Genomic DNA, 18251 nt, shown 5'->3' on the forward strand with positions numbered 1-18251 from the left:
TCAGGTCTCGGGCATCGGGTTGCTCAGCTCGGGGAACTCCTCGACGAGCCGCTGCTGCGTCTCGTCGGGCGAGAGGCCCTCGTCGCGCAGCTCGTGCATGCGCCGCCACACGCCCAGCCCGCCGAAGGATCCCTCGCGGATCTCCGCGAGGAGGCCGGAGACGAACGCGTGCTCGGCGTCGCGCAGGGCTTGCTGGTAGTCGCTCTCGACGACGAACAGCCGCGGGAAGCCGCCGGGGACCGCCGCGCGGATCGCCTCGTACGCCCGTCTCTGGAAGGCGAGCTCGGCGAGCCTGCGCTCGAGGAGCGGCACGACGTCCTCCGGTGGCAGCGTCGCGACGAGCGACAGCGCCGCTTCGAAGTCGGTGAACTGCGCCGTCGGCTCGCTCAAGAGCTCGCTCAGCCAGTCGGTCATCATGACCTGACCGTCTGGGGTGATCTCGTACACCGTCCGCTCAGGGCGTCGCCCCTCGCGCACCGTCTCGCGCGCGGAGATCAGGCCCTTCTTCTGCAGCGACTCGACGACGGAGTAGAGGGAGCCGTAGTTGAGACGGATGCTCTCCTCCTTGTGACGCTGGCGCAGTGTGCTCGACATCTCGTAGGGATGCATCGGGCGCTCCGACAGCAGCGACAGCACCGCCAGCGCGAGCGCGTTGGACGGTCGGCGTACGGCCATGGCCACCTTCTCCTCGAAATCGAGTACCCGACTCAGAGTATTACTGCGGGAGTAAGACGTCAACGGCCCTCTCGCCGGGAAGCGAGAGGGCCGTCGAGGGTCGGGTCGAGCGTCAGTCGGCCTGCGAGGGGATCGTGATCCCGAGGTGCGGGCCGACGTGCGAGAAGAAGTCCGGCACCGGCGCCATCCGGACGAAGTCCGGGAGCGGCTTGGCCGCCGGCTTCTTGGCCGCCGGCTTCTTGGCGGCGGGTTGACGCGCGGGAGCCTTGGCCGTGCCCGCTGCCGGGCGCTTCGCACTGCGGCTCACCGGCGGCGCCGTGGCGCGCCCGGGAAGGGTCTCCCCGGCAGCCAGCGCGTTGAGCACCTTGCGGGGAGCGATGTTCACGTCAGCACGACCGGGGACACCCGGGACGCGACCGGTGCTGGAGTGCTGCCAGATCGCGTACTTGTTCCACGGGGACGGCACCTTCGGCAGCCTGGTCCCGTAATGGGCGACCCACAGGGGGTAGCGCGCGAACGTGCGACGCGCCCCCACGTTGCTCGACCAGAACCCGGGACCGGTGTAGATGATCGGCCGCTGGCCGCTGAGCCGTTCGACGGTGGTGAGCCAGGTCTTGGTCCACGCTCGGATGTGGGCCGGCGAGCGGCCGTCGGAGACCTCGAGGTCCAGCACGAGCATCGGCGCCTTCACATCGGTCCGCCGCACCTGCCGGACGAAGTGGCGAGCCTGTGCACGCGCGGAGCTCGTCGGTCGCGCGAAGTGGTAGAAGCCGGTCGCGAGGCCGGCTCGGACGCTGGCGCGGCCGTCCACCTTCGCGTACTCGTTGACGAAGCCGCGGCCTTCGGTGGCCTTGACGAACGCGAAGCCGTAGCCGGCCTTGCGGACCTTGCGGAAGTTGATCGCACGGCCACGGGGGTGCTGGTGACCCGAGACGTCGATCCCGCGGACGGCCTGTTTGCGGGCCGAGTCGTCGATGGCGGCGGAGGCCGTCGAGGGCGACGCGAAGGCTGTGAGGCCGAGCACGGTGATGACTGCCAGGGCGATCGTGATCGCGCGGCGAGTCGTGAGGGCGAGGGCATGGGTCGCCATGGACTTCTCCTGTTCCGGGGCGGGGGTTCCGCGACCACGGAGGAGCAGGGAAGACAGGCACGAGCAGCCGAGGGGTCTCAGCATTTACGGAGGTGCTCGTACGCTCCGGGGGTCACGGCGTACGGATTGACCGGCGGGCGCCGGACGTCAGGAGCGGATCGTCGTCATCCTGCGCCGACCACCACCCGTCGGGGGACCGGGGTCTCAGCACACACGGCCAGAACCTCGGCCGTTCTCCAATGGGTCAAGCCTACATATCATGACAAACCGGACACAAGAACTCTGGGGTGTGACAAAGGGACCAGGGATCGCGGCCGGTGGCGGCCACGATCCCTGGTCCTCGTTCGTTACCCCTCAGCGCACGACGGCCACGCTGCAGCGCGCACGGTGCAGCAGGCCCTGGCTCACCGAGCCCAGGAGCATGCCCTCGAAGGCCCCGCGGCCACGGGACCCGACGACGACCAGCGCCGCGGTCTCCGAGGCCTCCGCGAGCGCGACCGAGGCCGGGACGGTGATCGCCTCTCGCGTCACCGCGACGCCGGGGAAACGAGCCGCGTACGGCGCCACCACGTCCTTCAGCATGTCCTCCGCGACGGCGATCTCGTCCCCCACGGTGGTGGGAATGAAGCCGGACAGGATCGCCGGGCTCGACGCCGACGTCTGGAACCCGTAGACCACCGCGAGCTCGACGCCCGCGGCCTCGGCATACGCGAAGGCCCACTCGAGGGCGGGGCGGCTGCCGTCCGAGCCGTCGGTGCCCACCACGACGCGGGTCGCCTGAGCCTGCGCCTGCTCACGGACGACGATGACCGGGCGCGGGGACTGCCGGGCGACGTGCTGGCTGACCGACCCCACGACGAGGTCCGAGAGCGTGCTGTGCCCCCGGCTGCCCATCACGACCACCGAGGACTCCTCGGCGCAGCGGACGAGCTGCTCGGCCGGCTTGCCGGTGCGGGTCTCGACCTCGTACGACGGCACGCCGTCACCGTCGAGGAGGGCGCGAGCCTCGGCGAGAAGGCTCTCCTCGACCTCGTCGGCGGCCTCGGAGGCCGCCAGGTCGTCGGTGAGGACGCCGACTGCGCGCACCGGCGCTCCCACCGCTCGCGCGTACCGCATGCCCCAGCGGAGTGCTCGGATGCTGTCGTCGGAACCGTCGATACCGACCAGGACGGGTGCGTGTGCGTCAGTCATGACCCCAGCATGCCCGCAGCGCGGGGACGGCGCCCCAAGGCCCCCGCCTAGACTGTCGGGGTGACCACGACACCGACCGACCTCGGCAACGCCGCTGACGTCCGGACCGTGCTGGGCGACCTCTCGGGCGTCGACCAGGTCGGACTGGAGGCACGCGCCGCCGCGCTCGCGACCCGATCGATCAAGAAGGACGCCAAGCGCACCGCGATCGACCTCGCGATCTCGATGGTCGACCTGACCACCCTCGAGGGCTCCGACACCCCCGGCAAGGTCCGCTCCCTCGCCGCCAAGGCGCTGCGTCCGGACCCCTCCGACCCCACCTGCCCCCGTGTCGCCGCCGTCTGCGTCTATCCCGACCTCGTCGGCACCGCGCGCGAGGCCCTCGGCGACGCCCCTGTCGGCGTGGCCAGCGTCGCGACCGCGTTCCCCTCCGGCCGCGCACCGCTGGAGGTGAAGGTGATCGACACCGAGTACGCCGTCGCTGCCGGCGCGAGCGAGATCGACATGGTCATCGACCGGGGCGCCTTCCTCGCCGGCGACCTGCAGAAGGTCTACGAGGAGATCGTCGCGGTCCGCGCCGCGTGCGAGCGCCCCGACGGCACCCACGCCCACCTCAAGGTCATCCTGGAGACCGGCGAGCTCGCGACGTACGACAACGTCCGCAAGGCGTCGTGGCTGGCGATGCTGGCCGGCGCCGACTTCATCAAGACGAGCACGGGCAAGGTCTCCCCGGCCGCCACGCTGCCGGTCACCCTGTTGATGCTCGAGGCGGTCCGCGACTACCGCGACGCCTTCGGCCGCCAGGTGGGCGTGAAGCCCGCCGGCGGGATCCGCACCACCAAAGACGCGATCAAGTACCTCGTGACGGTCAACGAGACCGCAGGGATCGACTGGATGACGCCGACCTGGTTCCGGTTCGGCGCGTCGAGCCTGCTGAACGACCTGCTGATGCAGCGACAGAAGCTCAAGACCGGTCGCTACTCCGGCCCCGACTACGTGACGATCGACTGAGGCACCGATGGCTGAGTTCACCGATCCCCCCGTTGTCCCCCCGACCGGGCTCGACTACGCGCCCGCCCCCGAGTCGCGCTCCGTCGTCGACCTCCAGCCCTCGTACGGGTTGTTCATCGACGGCGCGTTCACCGAGGGCAGCGACGGCCGTACGTTCAAGACGGTCAACCCCGCCACCGAAGAGGTCCTCGCCGAGGTCACCGAGGCCACCGAGGCCGACGTCGACCTCGCCGTGGACGCCGCGCGGCGGGCGTTCGCCGGCTGGTCCCGGATGCCGGGCCGCGAGCGCGCGAAGTACCTCTACCGGATCGCCCGCATCCTCGCCGAGCGGAGCCGAGAGCTGGCCGTGCTCGAGTCGCTCGACAACGGCAAGCCGATCCGCGAGTCGCGCGACGTCGACATCCCGCTGGTCTCGCAGTGGTTCTTCTACTACGCGGGATGGGCCGACAAGCTGTCGTACGCCGGCCTCGGCGCCAACCCGCGCCCGCTCGGCGTCGCCGCACAGGTCATCCCGTGGAACTTCCCGCTGCTCATGCTCAGCTGGAAGATCGCGCCGGCCCTCGCCGCCGGCAACACCGTCGTCCTCAAGCCGGCCGAGACGACGCCCCTCACCGCGCTGCTGTTCGCCGAGATCTGCCAGCAGGCCGATCTCCCGCCGGGCGTCGTCAACATCGTGACGGGCGCGGGAACGACCGGTCAGACGCTCGTGTCGCACCCGGGCGTCGACAAGGTCGCGTTCACCGGCTCCACCGACGTGGGTCGACAGATCGCCCGTGCGGTCGCGGGCACGAACAAGCGACTCACCCTCGAGCTCGGCGGCAAGGCCGCCAACATCGTCTTCGAGGACGCGCCGATGGACCAGGCGATCGAGGGCATCGTCTCGGGCATCTTCTTCAACCAGGGCCACGTCTGCTGTGCCGGGTCGCGGCTGCTCGTCCAGGAGAACGTCTACGACGAGGTGATGGAACGGCTCAAGCGCCGGATGGCGACCCTGCGCGTGGGCGACCCGCTCGACAAGAACACCGACATCGGGGCGATCAACTCGCGCGAGCAGCTCGAGCGCATCACCGAGCTCGCCGACGCGGGTGACGCCGAGGGTGCCGAGCGCTGGTCGCCACCGTGCGAGCTGCCGAGCTCCGGCTTCTGGTACGCACCGACGGTGTTCACCGGCGTCACGCAGGCGCACCGGATCGCGCGCGAGGAGATCTTCGGCCCCGTGCTGTCGGTCCTCAGCTTCAGGACACCCGACGAGGCGGTCGCGAAGGCCAACAACACCCCGTACGGCCTCTCGGCCGGAGTGTGGACCGACAAGGGCTCGCGCATCCTGGCCATCGCCGACCGGCTGCGAGCCGGCGTGGTGTGGGCCAACACGTTCAACAAGTTCGACCCGGCGTCGCCCTTCGGCGGCTACAAGGAGTCCGGCTACGGCCGCGAGGGTGGCCGCCAGGGCCTCGCCGCATACCTGCAGGAGGGCGAGACCGCATGAGCCGGCTCGACGTGCGCAAGACCTACAAGCTCTACATCGGCGGGTCGTTCCCGCGGTCGGAGTCGGGGCACACCTACGAGGTCCTCGACACCGAGGGACGCTTCCTCGCCAACGCCGCCAAGGCGTCGCGCAAGGACGGCCGAGACGCGGTCGGTGCGGCCCGGAAGGCCTTCGGCGGCTGGAGCGCCCGCACCCCCTACAACCGCGGACAGATCCTCTATCGGGTGGCCGAGATGATCGAGGGTCGCCACGACCAGTTCACGTCCGACGTCGTCTCGGCCGAGGGCCTCAGCACCCAGCAGGCCTCGAAGGTCGTCGACGCCGCGGTCGACCGGTGGGTCTGGTACGCAGGGTGGGCCGACAAGCTCGCGCAGGTCACCGGCAACGCCAACCAGGTTGCCGGCCCCTACTTCAACCTGTCGTCCCCCGAGCCGACGGGCGTGGTCGTCGTGGTCGCGCCGCAGGACGACAGCCTCCTCGGGCTCGTCAGCGTGCTGGCTCCCGTCATCGTCTCCGGCAACACCGCGGTGGTCGTGACGTCGTACGCCCGCCCGCTCCCCGCGGTGACGCTCTCCGAGGTCCTCGCCACGTCCGACGTGCCCGGTGGGGTCGTCAACATCCTCACTGCGGACGCAGCGGACGTCGCCCCGTGGCTCGCCGGTCATCTGGACGTCAACGGGCTCGACCTCACCGGCGTCGACGACGCCTCGCTCGCCACCGACCTCGAGGCGGAGGCCGCCGTCAACCTGAAGCGCGTCGTACGCCCGAGCAGGCCCGACTGGGCTGCAGAGCCGTCGCTCTCCCGGATGACGGCCTTCCTCGAGACGAAGACCGTCTGGCACCCCGTCGGCGTGTGACCGCTCACCGCTCCCCCGGGGTCGTGGTCCTCACCGGGCCGTCAGGCTCCGGCAAGTCCCGCGTGGCCGAACGCAGCGGCCTGCCCGTGGTCCGGCTCGACGACTTCTACCGCGAGGGCGACGACCCGCTGCTGCCGACCATCACGTTCGGCGACACCGAGGTCGTCGACTGGGACGACGCCCGATCGTGGGACGCCGCCGCCGCGTGCGACGCCCTCGAGCGCCTGTGCACGACCGGCGAGGTCGAGGTCCCTGTGTACGACATCGCCCTCAGCCGGCAGACGGGGAGGCACACGGTCGCTCTCGGTGACGCCACAACGGTGGTGGCCGAAGGGCTGTTCGCCCAGGCGGTCGTCGCCGAGCTCGCGCGGCGCGGGCTCCTCGCCGACGCCATCTGCGTGCGGCACCACCGCGTCATCACGTTCGTCCTCCGGCTCGTGCGCGACCTGCGCGAGAAGCGCAAGCCGCTCCCCGTTCTCCTCCGACGCGGCTGGCACCTCATGCGGGAGGAACCGACCGTCGTCGCGGAGGCGGTCGACCACGGCTGCCGCCCGATGACGCCACGCCGGGCCGAGCGCCACATCGACATCGTCGCCGCCGCCACACGACGGTGACGGCGGCGACGAGGGTGACGGCTCAGTAGCGCGAAGGCTCAGTAGCGCGACTGCAAGGCGTTGATGAAGACGTCCACGATCTCGTCCGGCTCGCGCGCGAGGTAGACCTGCCCGCCGCTGGCCGTGGCGATCTTCTGCAGGGCGAAGCCGTCCGCGTCCTGGGTGATACCGATCGCCACCACCACGACCGGACGTGCTGGGTCCCGCTCGCGCTGCAGCGCCGCCACGAGCTCGCCCTGGGAGATGCTCCCGGGGTCGTCGTTGCGCCCGCCGGTCAGGATGATCACCGAGTTGACCGTCTTGGGATCGTAGGACGCCTGCACCTCACGGTAGGCCGCGAGCGTCACGTCATAGAGCCCGGTGCGCCCACCGACCCGCTTGGGCAGACTCTGGATGACACGGGTCACCTTCTGGCGCTGGGTGCCCGCCCCGTCCTTCGCGTCCAGGCGCTGCATCGATGCGAGCGCCTTCCAGTCCTTCTTGCCGTCGAGCTTCTCGGAGAACACCCACGTACCGAGCGCCCACGAGTCCGGCATCAGGCCAAGGCCCTTGAGTGCGGCCTGCGCGGTCAGCGCCATCTTGGTCGACCCGCCAGCACGCGCCTTCATCTGCTTGGACACGTCGATCACCGCGAGCGCCCGGGCCGGCATCGCGATGAGCGACCACCGCTTGATGGTGTCGGCGACGATCGCGTCGTCCGAGAGGGACATCGCCTCGAAGTCACCGACGCTCCGTCCCGACTCCAAGGGTTCACCCAGAGGAGAGCGGAACCCGGCCTTCGTGAACGCGGCCTGTGAAGGCTTCGACATCAGCGCATCACCCAGTGCCTCCGCCGCCTCGTCGTGCTCGGAGTCACCGGAGACCGCCACCAGCGGATAGCCGAGCGCGAGGCTGGCCGAGGTCGGCAGCACCGGGTCGAACGCGGCAGACGACTCGGACCAGGCGTTGAACGCCTGCTCGCTGACGACCGTGCTGCCGCCCGACTTCGCGACCGCCGCGAGCAGCGCCGCGGGATCGGTCGGAGGCGGGTTGCCGGACTGGCGCTGCGCGAGCCTCACCTGAGCGGCACTCACGGTGTTGAACGTCGTGGGCGAGACTCCGCGGGCAGCTTCCGCGTAGGCAGCGAGGAGCGGCCCCGCGGCGGTGGCAGTGGCGAGCGGGTCGCCCGCGGTGAACGTCGCGCTGGTGAGCACCGAGAGCCAGGACGAGGGGTGGGGTCCGTCTGACTTCGGCCACGCCAGGACCACAGGGGTGCTGGCGATCGAACGCACGACCGTCTTCGGCGCAGCGACGCCCTCGACGAGCTGGGACGACACCCGCGACACCCACACCGACGAGTCCGGGACCCACAGCTCCGGCGCGCCGTCACCGATCGCCACCGACTGCGCGGTGAGCGCCGGGGGCTCTCCCACCACGTCATAGGTGAGGCACGAGCCGCGATCCACACGTCGTGCTGCCGCGGCGACGAGATCCTCCGCCTCCGGGGCGACGGCGACCCGGACCACCACGTCCGAGCCGCACCCTGCTGATGCGGAAGGGTCGTCGTGGCGAGCCACCAGAACGCCGACCACCGCGACCGCGACCACGAGCGCCACGGCACCGACCGCGTACTTCAGGCCCCCGCGAGCCCCCAGGTCCTTGTCCCCGGCGTGTCGCCCGCCCATGTCTGCTCCTTGACTCGTGAACGGCTGCCGGCGGCGTCCCTCGACGCCGCCGCTCCGCCCCGATGTCCCGGGCGGAGCGACGGCATGCGGGTGGAGCTAACCGCGGGCTTCCAGTGCCTTGACGAACACGTTCGCGATCTCGTCCGGCTCACGGGCGATGTAGGACTGGCCGCCCGTGGCCTTCGCGATCTTCTCGAGCGCCGATGCGTCCGCGTCCTTCGTGATGCCGATCGTGATGACGATCACCGGGCGAGCGGGGTCACGCTCGCGCTGCAGCGTGGCGAGCAGCTCCGACAGCGAGAGGCTGTTGGCGTCCTCGTTCTTTCCGTCGGTCAGGATCACGACCGAGTTGATCGACTTCGGGTCGTACTGCGCCTGCACCGTGCGCCACGCCGCGAGGGTCGTGTCGTACAGGCCGGTGCCGCCTCCGACGAGCGAGGGCATCGATCGCGTCGCGTCGACGACGAGATCACGGTGCTTGACGCCATTGGTGACGGTGCCGAGCTTGCGGATCGCGGCGAGCTTCTTCCAGTCCTGCGTGCCGTCGATCCGGTGGGAGAAGGCCCACGAGCCGACCGACCAGGAGTCGGGCATCAGCGACAGGCCGGTCAGCGCCGCCTCGACGGTCAACGCCATCCGGCTCGAGTCACCGGCCTGCGCCTCCATCGAGCCCGACACGTCGACCACCGAGAGCATCTGCGCCGGCAGGGCGATGACGGACCACTTGCGCAACGTCTGCGCGACCAGCTGAGGGTTGTCGATCGTGATGGGGGCGAACTTGCCGACGCCCACGCCCTCGGGCAGGGGCTCGCCCTTCGGGGTCCGGAACCCGGCGGCGGTGAGGTCCTTGACGCCGTCGGCCGAACCGAGCGCCGAGGCGAGCGCCTTGCCGACCTCCTTGTTGCCCGGGTTGTCCGACGTCGCCGCCATCGGGTAGTCGAGTAGCAGACTGCCCGTCTGGGGGACGACCGCGACGAACGGGCTGGCCTCCTGCGCGGCAAACGCCTGCTCGCTCACGACCGTGCTGCCCCCGGCCTTCGCAACCTCCGCGAGGAGCTCCGACGGATTGGTCTTGGGTGTGGTGACCGACTGCCGCTGGGCGATGGTGACCATCGTCGCGCTGACCTGGTCGGCACTCGTCAGCCCCTTGGCCGCCTCGGCCTGCGCCGCAAGCAGAGGGACAGCCGCCGAGGTCGTGGCGAGCGCGTCCCCGGTCGTAAACTTCGGGTCCGACATCGCCTGGAGCCACGTCTCCGGACGCCCGGGGCCGTCCTTGGGCAGCGCCAGGACGATCGGTGACAGGGCAACCGACTTGGCGATCTCCTGAGGCCCCTGCGCGCCCTCGACGAGCTGCGCGCTGACGCGGGCGAGCCAGAGCGACGAGTCCGGGATCCAGAGATCGGGTGCGCCTTCGCCGATCGCCAACGTCTGCGCGACGAGAGCGGGAGCCTGTGGCTCGACCGTGAACTTCGCGCACGCGTCGCCGCTGACGCGCTTGGTCGCCGCCTCGACGACCGGCGCGATCTCAGGCGCGGCCGCGACGGTGACGTCGCGCGTCGTGGAGCACGACGCAGCAGCGGGGTTGTCGTCCTCCTGAAGGACGAACACCCCGGTCAAAATGGTGGCGATGACCACGAGCCCGATGCCGTACTGCCACTTGTGGCCGGAATCGGACTCCTTGGCAACGGCATGACGCCCGCCCATAGAATCTCCCTAACTCGTGGCACGTTTCACACACGACTGCGCACAAGGTAGCAGAGTCCGAATTGCTAAATACCATAAGCAGGCTTGATCGCATCTTGGATCAGTGCGAGGCGCTCGTCGAACGGCAGGAACGCGCTCTTCATCGCGTTCACCGTGAACCATCTGAGGTCGTCCAGGTCGTAGCCGAAGGCGTCCACGAGAAGGCCCATCTCGCGTGACAACGAGGTCTGGCTCATGAGGCGGTTGTCGGTGTTCACCGTCACCCGGAAGCCGAGCCGAGCGAGCGTGCCGATGGGGTGCTCGGCGATCGACGCGGCCGCCCCGGTCTGCACGTTCGACGACGGGCACAGCTCGAGCGGGATGCGCTTGTCACGGACGTACGCCGCCAGCCGGCCCAGTCGGGGACGCTCTGGGTCACTGATGTCGATGTCGTCGATGATGCGCACGCCGTGACCGAGCCGGTCGGCACCGCACCACTGGATCGCCTGCCAGATCGACGGCAGCCCGAACGCCTCACCCGCGTGGATGGTGAAGTGGGCGTTCTCGCGATGCATGTACTCGAAGGCGTCGAGGTGGCGGGTCGGAGGATAGCCGGCCTCGGCTCCGGCGATGTCGAAACCGACGACACCGCGATCGCGGTAGGCGACCGCCAGCTCGGCGATCTCCAACGACCGCGCCTGGTGCCGCATGGCCGTCAGGATCTGCCGCGCGTGGATCGTGCGGCCGCGACGTGCGGCCTCCGCCGTCCCCTGGGCGAAGCCTTCGCGTACCGCGTCGACGGCGCCGGTCAGCGAGAGCCCTTCACGAAGGTGCTGCTCGGGCGCCCAGCGCACCTCGGCATAGAGGACGCCGTCGTCGGCGAGGTCCTCGGCGCACTCGCGCGCCACACGCACGAGATCCTCGGTGGTCTGCATGACACCGACCGTGTGCTCGAACGTCTCGAGGTAGCGCACGAGACTGCCCGAGTTCGCGGCGTCGGCGAACCACTGCCCGAGCGCGGCGTGATCGTCGACCGGCAGCTCGTGCCCTGTGCGGTCCGCGATGTCGGCGACGGTCGACGGACGCACACCGCCGTCGAGGTGGTCGTGCAGGAGGACCTTCGGGACGCGTGCGATCTGCTCGGGACTGACCATCGGGTCAGCCTAGTTCGCCGCCGTCAGACGATGCGCTCCAGGACCGGGGAGCCGGCCACGGAGGGCGCCGCGTCGCCGATGTCGTAGCCACCCTCGAGCGCGGCGAGGGCGCGGGGGAACCGCTCCGGCGTGTCCGTGTGCAGCGTCATGAGGGGCTCCCCCTCGCGCACGGCGTCACCGGGCCGCACGTGCAGCTCGACACCGGCCGCCGCCTGCACCGACTCCCCGGGCCGCGAGCGGCCTGCGCCCAGGCGCCAGGCGGCGAGCCCGACGGCCATCGCGTCCAGCCGGGTGACGAACCCGTCACGCTCGGCAGCGACCACCTGGATGTCGCGGGCACGAGGCAGCTCGGCATCGGGGTCCCCACCCTGGGCCGTGATCATCCGGCGCCAGACGTCCATCGCGCGACCGGACGCCAGCACGTCGGCCGGGTCGACGTCTTCTCGGCCGGCGGCCGAGAGCATCTCCCGCGCCAGGGCGACCGTGAGCTCCACGACGTCCGCGGGACCACCGCCCGCGAGCACCTCGACCGACTCGCGCACCTCCATCGCGTTGCCCGCGGTCAGCCCGAGAGGTGTCGACATGTCGGTGACCAGGGCGCGGGTGTCGACGCCTGCGTCCTTGCCGAGCGCGACCATCGTGCGGGCGAGCTCGCGTGCGGCGTCGAGGTCCTTCATGAACGCGCCGGACCCGACCTTCACGTCCAGGACCAGCGAGCCCGTCCCCTCGGCGATCTTCTTGCTCATGATCGAGCTCGCGATCAGCGGGATCGACTCGACGGTGCCGGTGACGTCGCGCAGCGCATAGAGCTTCTTGTCGGCCGGCGCCAACCCCTTGCCCGCCGCGCAGATCACGGCGCCCACGTCCTCGAGCTGGGCCATCATCTCCTCGTTGGAGATCTCGGCGCGCCAGCCCGGGATGGACTCGAGCTTGTCGAGGGTGCCACCGGTGTGGCCCAGTCCACGGCCCGACAGCTGCGGGACCGCGACGCCGCAGGCCGCGACGAGCGGGGCGAGCGGGAGCGTGATCTTGTCGCCCACTCCCCCGGTCGAGTGCTTGTCCGCGGTCGGCCACGAGAGACCGGAGAAGTCCATCCGCTCACCGCTGCGGATCATCGCGTCGGTCCACCGGGCGATCTCGGTGAACTCCATGCCGTTGAGCACGATCGCCATCGCCAGCGACGCCATCTGCACGTCGGCGACCTCACCGCTGGTGAAGCCGTCGACGACCCAGTCGATCTGAGATCCGGTCAGCACGTGGCCGTCCCGCTTCGCCGCGATCACCTCGACCGCGTCGTGCCCTGACATCGTCATGCTGCCTCCCCGAGGTTGATCTGTACGGACTCGAAGCCTCGCAGCACCCAGGTGGGCCGACGCGGGGCGACCCCGGTCAGCTCCAGCCGGGGGAACCGCTGGAGGAGGCGCGAGATCGAGATCTCGAGCTCCATCCTGGCCAGCGGTGCACCGAGGCAGAAGTGCAGTCCCATCCCGAAGCCGACGTGCGGGTTCGGATCGCGGGCGACGTCGAACGCCTCGGGGTGGGTGAAGACGGCGGCGTCACGGTTGGCCGATCCCATGAGACAGGCGACCGTGTCGCCCTCGCGGACCAGGGTGCCGGCGACGTCGACGTCCTCGGTCGCCGTCCGCTCGAACATCTGCAGCGCCGCGTCGTAACGGATCATCTCCTCGAGCGCCGTGGTCACCGACACCTCCCCGGAGAGCACGCGGTCACGCTGCTCGGGGTGCGACAGGAGCGCATGGACTCCGTTGCCGAAGACGTTGACCGAGGCCTCGTGACCGGCGTTGAGCAGCAGCACCACGGTGGCGACCAGCTCGTCCTCGCTGAGGCGGGCCGCGCCGCCCGAGGCGGTGTCTCGCTCGGCGATGAGGTCGGTGAGAAGGTCCTCCCCGCGGATGCCCCGCGCCATCTGCGCCTTGCGCTCGTCCACCAGCTCGGCGACATACGCGCTGAAGGCCACGCTCGCCTCGATGGCCTCCCGCTTGGTCGTGTCGTCGACGCCCTGCTCGTACATGTGCACGATGGCCTGCGACCACGCGCGCAGCTGCGCGTGGTCGGCGCCCGGCACACCGAGCAGGTCGCAGATCACGTAGACCGGCAGCGGCTCGGCGTAGTCGCCGAGGATGTCGGCCGTGCCCGAGAGCCCGTCGAGCAGCCCTGCGGTCAGCGCCTCGACGCGTGGCCGCATCCGTTCGACGTGGCCGCGCCCGAAGGCACCGGCGACGAGCCGCCGCAGCCGCGTGTGCGCGGGCGGCTCGTTCTCCATCATCTGGTTGCGGTGCAGAGCGTTGAACGGCTCCATGTCGTCGACCGGCTCCCAGTCCCGCCAGAGGCGGCCGAGCCGTCGGTTGCGCAGCGTCTGGCTGACCGCGTCGTGGGTGGTGGCGAGCCAGCGCCGGGACGGCTCGTGCCACAGCAGAGGGCCTGCGGCACGCAGCTCGGCGAGCACCGGGTACGGATCCGCGACGAACGCGGGATCGCTGAGGTCGACGTCGGTCTTCACGCCTCCATCATCGCCCGCGGCGCTCAGCGGCCCGTCGCGAGGTCGCCGTCGTCGAAGGCGTCCGGGAGGACCTCGGTCATCGGCACGACGCCACGCGGCCCGTCCAGGAGCATCTGGGGCCCACCGCTCTCCCAGAGCAGCTGACGGCACCGACCGCACGGCATCACCGGGTCGCCGTGGCCGTCGACGCACACCACGGCGACCAGGCGACCACCTCCGGTGGAGTGCAGCGCCGAGACCATCCCGCACTCGGCGCAGAGCGCGACCCCGTACGCCGCGTTCTCGACGTTGCAGCCGACCACGACACGGCCGTCGTCGACCAGGCCCGCCGCACCCACGCGGTAGCGCGAGTACGGAGCGTACGCGCGCTCCATCACCGCGACAGCCGCCTCGCGCAGGGCGGGCCAGTCGACGGTCACCGTGGGTGTTGCGTCCGTCATCCTGCCTGCCCCTTCCGGTACGGCTTCCCGTCGGCCGCGGGCATCCGCAGCCGTTGCGTCCCGAGCGCGAGCACCAGCAGCGTCGCGACGTACGGCGTCATGCCGGCGAACTCGCGCGGCACCTCGTCGCTCAGCAGGAACCACGCCAGGAAGCCGACACCCACGGCGGCGAAGAGGATCGCGTTCTTGCGGTCGCCCTGCCGCAGGCGCATGACGGTGAAGACCAGGAGCAGCACCGCGACCAGGAGCAGCAGCGCGTGCACGGCGTCGGCGTTGCGCAGCTGCATCGCGTCGGTGTAGCCGAACATCGTCGCCGCGCCCGCGGCGCCGAACGGTCGCCAGTTGCCGAAGATCATGGCCGCGAGCCCGATGTAGCCACGGCCACCGGTCTGCCCGGTGACGAAGCCGCTGGAGGCCACGAGCACGAGCATGTAGCCACCGAGACCGGCGAAGACACCGGAGATGACGACCGCGACGTACTTGAAGAGATAGACGTTGACCCCGAGGGTCTCCGCAGCCTGCGGGTTCTCTCCGCACGAGCGCAGCCGGAGTCCGAAGGTCGTGCGCCACAGGATCCATGCCGTGAACAGCACGAGTGCCGCCACCAGGTAGACCATGATCGACATGTTGCGGGTGAGCGCTGCGACCACCGCCGCGAGGTCGGAGATCACGAACCAGTGCTTGCCGGCGAGCTCGGCCGCGGCGTCGCCCAGCCAGGGGATCTCCACCTTGGGTGGCGTCTCGAGACCGGTGAGCTGCTTGATGCCGCCGCCGTCGAGGTCCCGGAAGTAGGCCTCGGCGAGGAACGCGACGGCTCCGGCGCCGATGATGTTGAGCGCGACACCGGAGACGATGTGGTCGACCCCGAACGTCACCGTGGCGACGGCGTGAAGGAGGCCGCCGAGGGCGCCCATGAGCGCGGCACCGAGGAGGCCGCCCCACGGACCGTAGAAGTAGGTGAAGTAGGCCGCACCCCAGGTCCCGAGGATCATCTGTCCCTCGAGCCCGATGTTGACGATGCCGGCGCGCTCGGCCCAGACGCCGCCGAGCGCGGCGAGCAGGATCGGGCAGGTCGCGATCAGAGCGGCCTGGATGGTGCCCACGGAGTCGATCTCGTGGGCGCCGCTGATCAGCCGCACCGACGACACGATCGCCAGGAAGCCGAAGGTGACGATCAGCCAGCGGTACGACCGTCCGACCGAGGCCGACGGTGCGGGAGGAGGCGGCGGCGTCGTCGTCGTGACCACGGTGCTCATGCCGGGACCTCCTCGGTGGTCGCGTCCTGGCGGGCCTGGGCGACCCTCTGCTCCTCGGACCGGACGCGATATCGACGCACCAGCTCGTAGGCGATGACCACGGCGAGCACGATGATGCCCTGGGTGATCTGGATGACCTCGACCGAGATGCCGGCCTCGATCGTGAGGCGGTTCGACTGCTCGTTGAGATAGGCGAACAGCAGGGCGGCGAAGGCGATCGGCAGCGCTCGGTTGCGCCCGAGGAGTGCCACCGCGATGCCCGTGAAGCCGAGACCGACCTGGAAGGTGGTGCCGTAGTAGTGGGCGCTGCCGAACAGCGACGGCATCCAGATGAGGCCGGCGATGCCGCCGGAGATGAGCATCGTCAGGATCGTCATCTTCTTGGTGTTCACACCGCTCGCGACCGCGGCGGACTCCGACTGCCCGGTGGCTCGCAGGTCGAAGCCGAACCGTGTCTTGTTGAGCACGAGCCAGAAGGCGACTCCCGCGAGGACGGCGAGCAGGCCGAGGGTCCAGACCTCCCCGGCGGCCTTCTCGAAGGGCTGCCAGCCCGGCACCTGGCTGGACTCGGGGATCACCTCGGTACGGCGGGAGTCACCGGCCTTGACGCCGTAGGTGTTGATCAGGTAGCCGGTGATCGTCACCGCGATGGCGTTCAGCATGATCGTCGAGATGACCTCGCTGACGCCGCGCGTCACGCGCAGCAGGCCTGCGATCCCGGCCCAGGCGGCGCCGGCCGCCACGGCCACCAGCAGCGCCCCGATCACGTTGAGAGCACCGGGCAGGAGCGCAGCCCCCGCGAACAGCGCACCGGCGTACGCGGCCATGCGGTACTGGCCCTCGACACCGATGTTGAAGAGGTTCATCCGGAAGCCGACGGCGGCGGCGAGCGCGGAGAGGTAGATCAACGACGTCTGGTTGGCGATGTTGACCAGGATCCGGTCGGCCGGCCAGGAGAAGATGATCCCGATGAAGTCAGCGGCAGAGCCGCCGGAGATCTCGATGACCAGGCTCGTGACCGCGAGCGAGAACGCGATCGCGAGGAGGGGCGCGGCCACGGCCACGGCGATGTTGCGCAGGCGGTTCATTCTTCCTCCTGTCCGCCCGTCATGGCCTCACCGAGGTCCTGCGGGGTGACCGTACGCGGGTCGAAGGTGCCGACGAGGCGACCCCGCAGGATGACCTCGATCCGGTCGGAGAGGCCGATGAGCTCGTCGAGGTCGGCAGAGATCAGCAGGACCGCGAGGCCAGCCCGGCGGGCGTCCTTGATCTGGTCCCAGATCGCTGCCTGGGCACCGACGTCGACGCCTCGGGTGGGGTGGGAGGCGATGAGCAGGCTCGGCTCACCGGAGAGCTCGCGCCCGACGATGAACTTCTGCTGGTTGCCGCCGGACAGCGCGCGGGCCATCGTGTCGATGCCGGGGGTCCGGACGTCGTACTGCTCGACGATCCGCTCCGCGTCCCGCCGCGATCCACCGCGGTTGATCCAGCCGCCCTTGACGGCGACGTCCTCGTAGGTGTGCCCGAGGACGCGGTTCTCCCAGAGCGGGGAGTCGAGGAGGAGTCCGTGCCGGTGCCGGTCCTCCGGGATGTAGCCCACACCTGCTGCGCGCCGGCGTCGTGTCCCCCAGCGGGACATGTCCTCGTCCCCGAGGCGCACCCGGCCGGTGGCGGGCCGCATGGCGAGGATGCCCTCGACGAGCTCGTTCTGCCCGTTGCCCTCCACGCCGGCGATGCCCAGAACCTCGCCGCGGTGGATCTGCAGGTTGATCCCCTCGAGGACCGTACGGCCGAACTCGTCGACCATCGTGAGGTCCTCGACCGACAGCTGGACGGTCTCGGTGACGGTCGACTCCTCGGTCGCGGGCGACGGCAGCTCGGACCCGACCATGAGCTCGGCCAGCTGCCGCTTGGTGGCGCTCGACGGGTCGGGGTGGCCGACGGTGGTCCCGCGACGCAGGACGGTGATCGCGTCGGCGATCGACAGGACCTCGTCGAGCTTGTGGGAGATGAACAGGATGGTGTGGCCCTCGGCCTTCAGTCCTTCGAGGTTCGCGAAGAGCGCCTCGACCTCCTGCGGGACGAGCACGGCGGTCGGCTCGTCGAGGATGATGATCTTGGCGCCGCGGTACAGCACCTTCAGGATCTCGAGCCGCTGCCGGGAGGCAACGCCCAGCGACTCGACGAGCACGTCGGGGTCCAGGTGGAACCCGAATCGCTCGGAGATCGCTCGGACCTCGGCACGAGCCTTCGCGCCGGTGCCATGGAGCTTCTCGGCCCCGAGGACGACGTTCTCGAGGACCGTCAGGTTGTCGGCCAGCATGAAGTGCTGGAAGACCATCCCGATCCCGTGCGCGATCGCATCGGACGGGCTCGAGAACGAGACGACCTCACCGTCGACCTGGATGGTCCCCGCGTCCGGCTTCTGCACCCCGTACAGGATCTTCATCAACGTCGACTTGCCCGCGCCGTTCTCGCCGATGACGGCGTGGACCGTGCTCGGCGCGATCCGCATGTTGACGTCGTGGTTCGCGACTACGCCGGGGAAGCGCTTCTCGATTCCCTGGAGCTCCACCGCGGAGGTCGTCATCGTGCTCCTTCTGAACTCC

16 protein-coding genes are annotated in these 18251 nt (G+C 70.2%); 4 read left to right on the forward strand and 12 right to left on the reverse strand.

Annotated elements, in window-relative coordinates; all coding sequences use genetic code 11:
- From KV102_RS02915 to KV102_RS02925, 3 genes are all read right to left on the reverse strand, one after another.
- Positions 1 to 675, reverse strand: a complete 675-nt coding sequence (locus KV102_RS02915) for a PadR family transcriptional regulator (RefSeq protein WP_220341929.1) — start codon at positions 673 to 675, stop codon at positions 1 to 3.
- A 112-nt stretch (positions 676 to 787) separates the two neighbouring features.
- A complete protein-coding gene (locus KV102_RS02920) occupies positions 788 to 1765 on the reverse strand; it encodes a glycoside hydrolase family 25 protein (protein WP_220345265.1) in 978 nt (325 codons plus the stop codon).
- Positions 1766 to 2119: 354 nt separating this feature from the next.
- Positions 2120 to 2956 (reverse strand): universal stress protein, encoded by an 837-nt coding sequence (locus tag KV102_RS02925; RefSeq protein WP_220341931.1) that lies wholly within the window; start codon positions 2954 to 2956, stop codon positions 2120 to 2122.
- 60 nt (positions 2957 to 3016) lie between these two features.
- Here KV102_RS02925 and deoC point away from each other — a divergent pair, with 60 nt between their 5' ends.
- The 4 genes from deoC to KV102_RS02945 are packed head-to-tail and all read left to right on the forward strand — an operon-like array spanning position 3017 to position 6924.
- Complete coding sequence (deoC, locus tag KV102_RS02930; RefSeq protein WP_220345266.1) at positions 3017 to 3967, forward strand: deoxyribose-phosphate aldolase; 951 nt, start codon at positions 3017 to 3019, stop codon at positions 3965 to 3967.
- A 7-nt stretch (positions 3968 to 3974) separates the two neighbouring features.
- On the forward strand, positions 3975 to 5453 hold the full coding sequence (locus KV102_RS02935; RefSeq protein ID WP_220341933.1) for an aldehyde dehydrogenase family protein: 1479 nt from the start codon (positions 3975 to 3977) through the stop codon (positions 5451 to 5453).
- Positions 5450 to 6310, forward strand: a complete 861-nt coding sequence (locus KV102_RS02940) for an aldehyde dehydrogenase family protein (RefSeq protein ID WP_220345267.1) — start codon at positions 5450 to 5452, stop codon at positions 6308 to 6310. The genes KV102_RS02935 and KV102_RS02940 overlap by 4 nt, the downstream gene beginning before the upstream one ends.
- The gene (locus tag KV102_RS02945) at positions 6307 to 6924 is read left to right on the forward strand and encodes an ATP-binding protein (protein ID WP_308290210.1); all 618 of its coding nucleotides are present in this window, start codon (positions 6307 to 6309) and stop codon (positions 6922 to 6924) included. The genes KV102_RS02940 and KV102_RS02945 overlap by 4 nt, the downstream gene beginning before the upstream one ends.
- 38 nt (positions 6925 to 6962) lie before the next feature.
- Here the strand turns inward: KV102_RS02945 and KV102_RS02950 are convergent, their stop codons facing one another.
- From KV102_RS02950 to KV102_RS02990, 9 genes are all read right to left on the reverse strand, one after another.
- Positions 6963 to 8588 carry a substrate-binding domain-containing protein gene (locus tag KV102_RS02950; protein WP_220345268.1) on the reverse strand — a complete coding sequence of 542 codons (1626 nt, stop codon included), beginning with the start codon at positions 8586 to 8588 and terminating at the stop codon, positions 6963 to 6965.
- Between the two features lie 96 nt (positions 8589 to 8684).
- A complete protein-coding gene (locus KV102_RS02955) occupies positions 8685 to 10292 on the reverse strand; it encodes a substrate-binding and VWA domain-containing protein (protein WP_220341936.1) in 1608 nt (535 codons plus the stop codon).
- A 65-nt stretch (positions 10293 to 10357) separates the two neighbouring features.
- Complete coding sequence (locus tag KV102_RS02960) at positions 10358 to 11425, reverse strand: adenosine deaminase (RefSeq protein ID WP_220341937.1); 1068 nt, start codon at positions 11423 to 11425, stop codon at positions 10358 to 10360.
- A 23-nt stretch (positions 11426 to 11448) separates the two neighbouring features.
- Positions 11449 to 12732 (reverse strand): thymidine phosphorylase, encoded by a 1284-nt coding sequence (locus KV102_RS02965; protein ID WP_374197350.1) that lies wholly within the window; start codon positions 12730 to 12732, stop codon positions 11449 to 11451.
- 2 nt (positions 12733 to 12734) lie between these two features.
- Complete coding sequence (locus KV102_RS19380; RefSeq protein WP_220345269.1) at positions 12735 to 13946, reverse strand: cytochrome P450; 1212 nt, start codon at positions 13944 to 13946, stop codon at positions 12735 to 12737.
- 23 nt (positions 13947 to 13969) lie between these two features.
- Positions 13970 to 14365 carry a cytidine deaminase gene (locus KV102_RS02975; RefSeq protein ID WP_220342527.1) on the reverse strand — a complete coding sequence of 132 codons (396 nt, stop codon included), beginning with the start codon at positions 14363 to 14365 and terminating at the stop codon, positions 13970 to 13972.
- 17 nt (positions 14366 to 14382) lie between these two features.
- Positions 14383 to 15642: an ABC transporter permease gene (locus tag KV102_RS02980; protein WP_220345270.1), complete on the reverse strand. Its 1260-nt coding sequence runs from the start codon at positions 15640 to 15642 to the stop codon at positions 14383 to 14385.
- Positions 15639 to 16730: an ABC transporter permease gene (locus tag KV102_RS02985; protein ID WP_220341941.1), complete on the reverse strand. Its 1092-nt coding sequence runs from the start codon at positions 16728 to 16730 to the stop codon at positions 15639 to 15641. Before KV102_RS02985 ends, KV102_RS02980 begins: the two co-directional genes overlap by 4 nt.
- Positions 16727 to 18232: an ABC transporter ATP-binding protein gene (locus KV102_RS02990; RefSeq protein WP_220341942.1), complete on the reverse strand. Its 1506-nt coding sequence runs from the start codon at positions 18230 to 18232 to the stop codon at positions 16727 to 16729. Before KV102_RS02990 ends, KV102_RS02985 begins: the two co-directional genes overlap by 4 nt.
- Positions 18233 to 18251: the final 19 nt, after the last annotated feature.

The organism is Mumia sp. zg.B53, from assembly GCF_019550935.1.
Lineage (GTDB): Bacteria > Actinomycetota > Actinomycetes > Propionibacteriales > Nocardioidaceae > Mumia.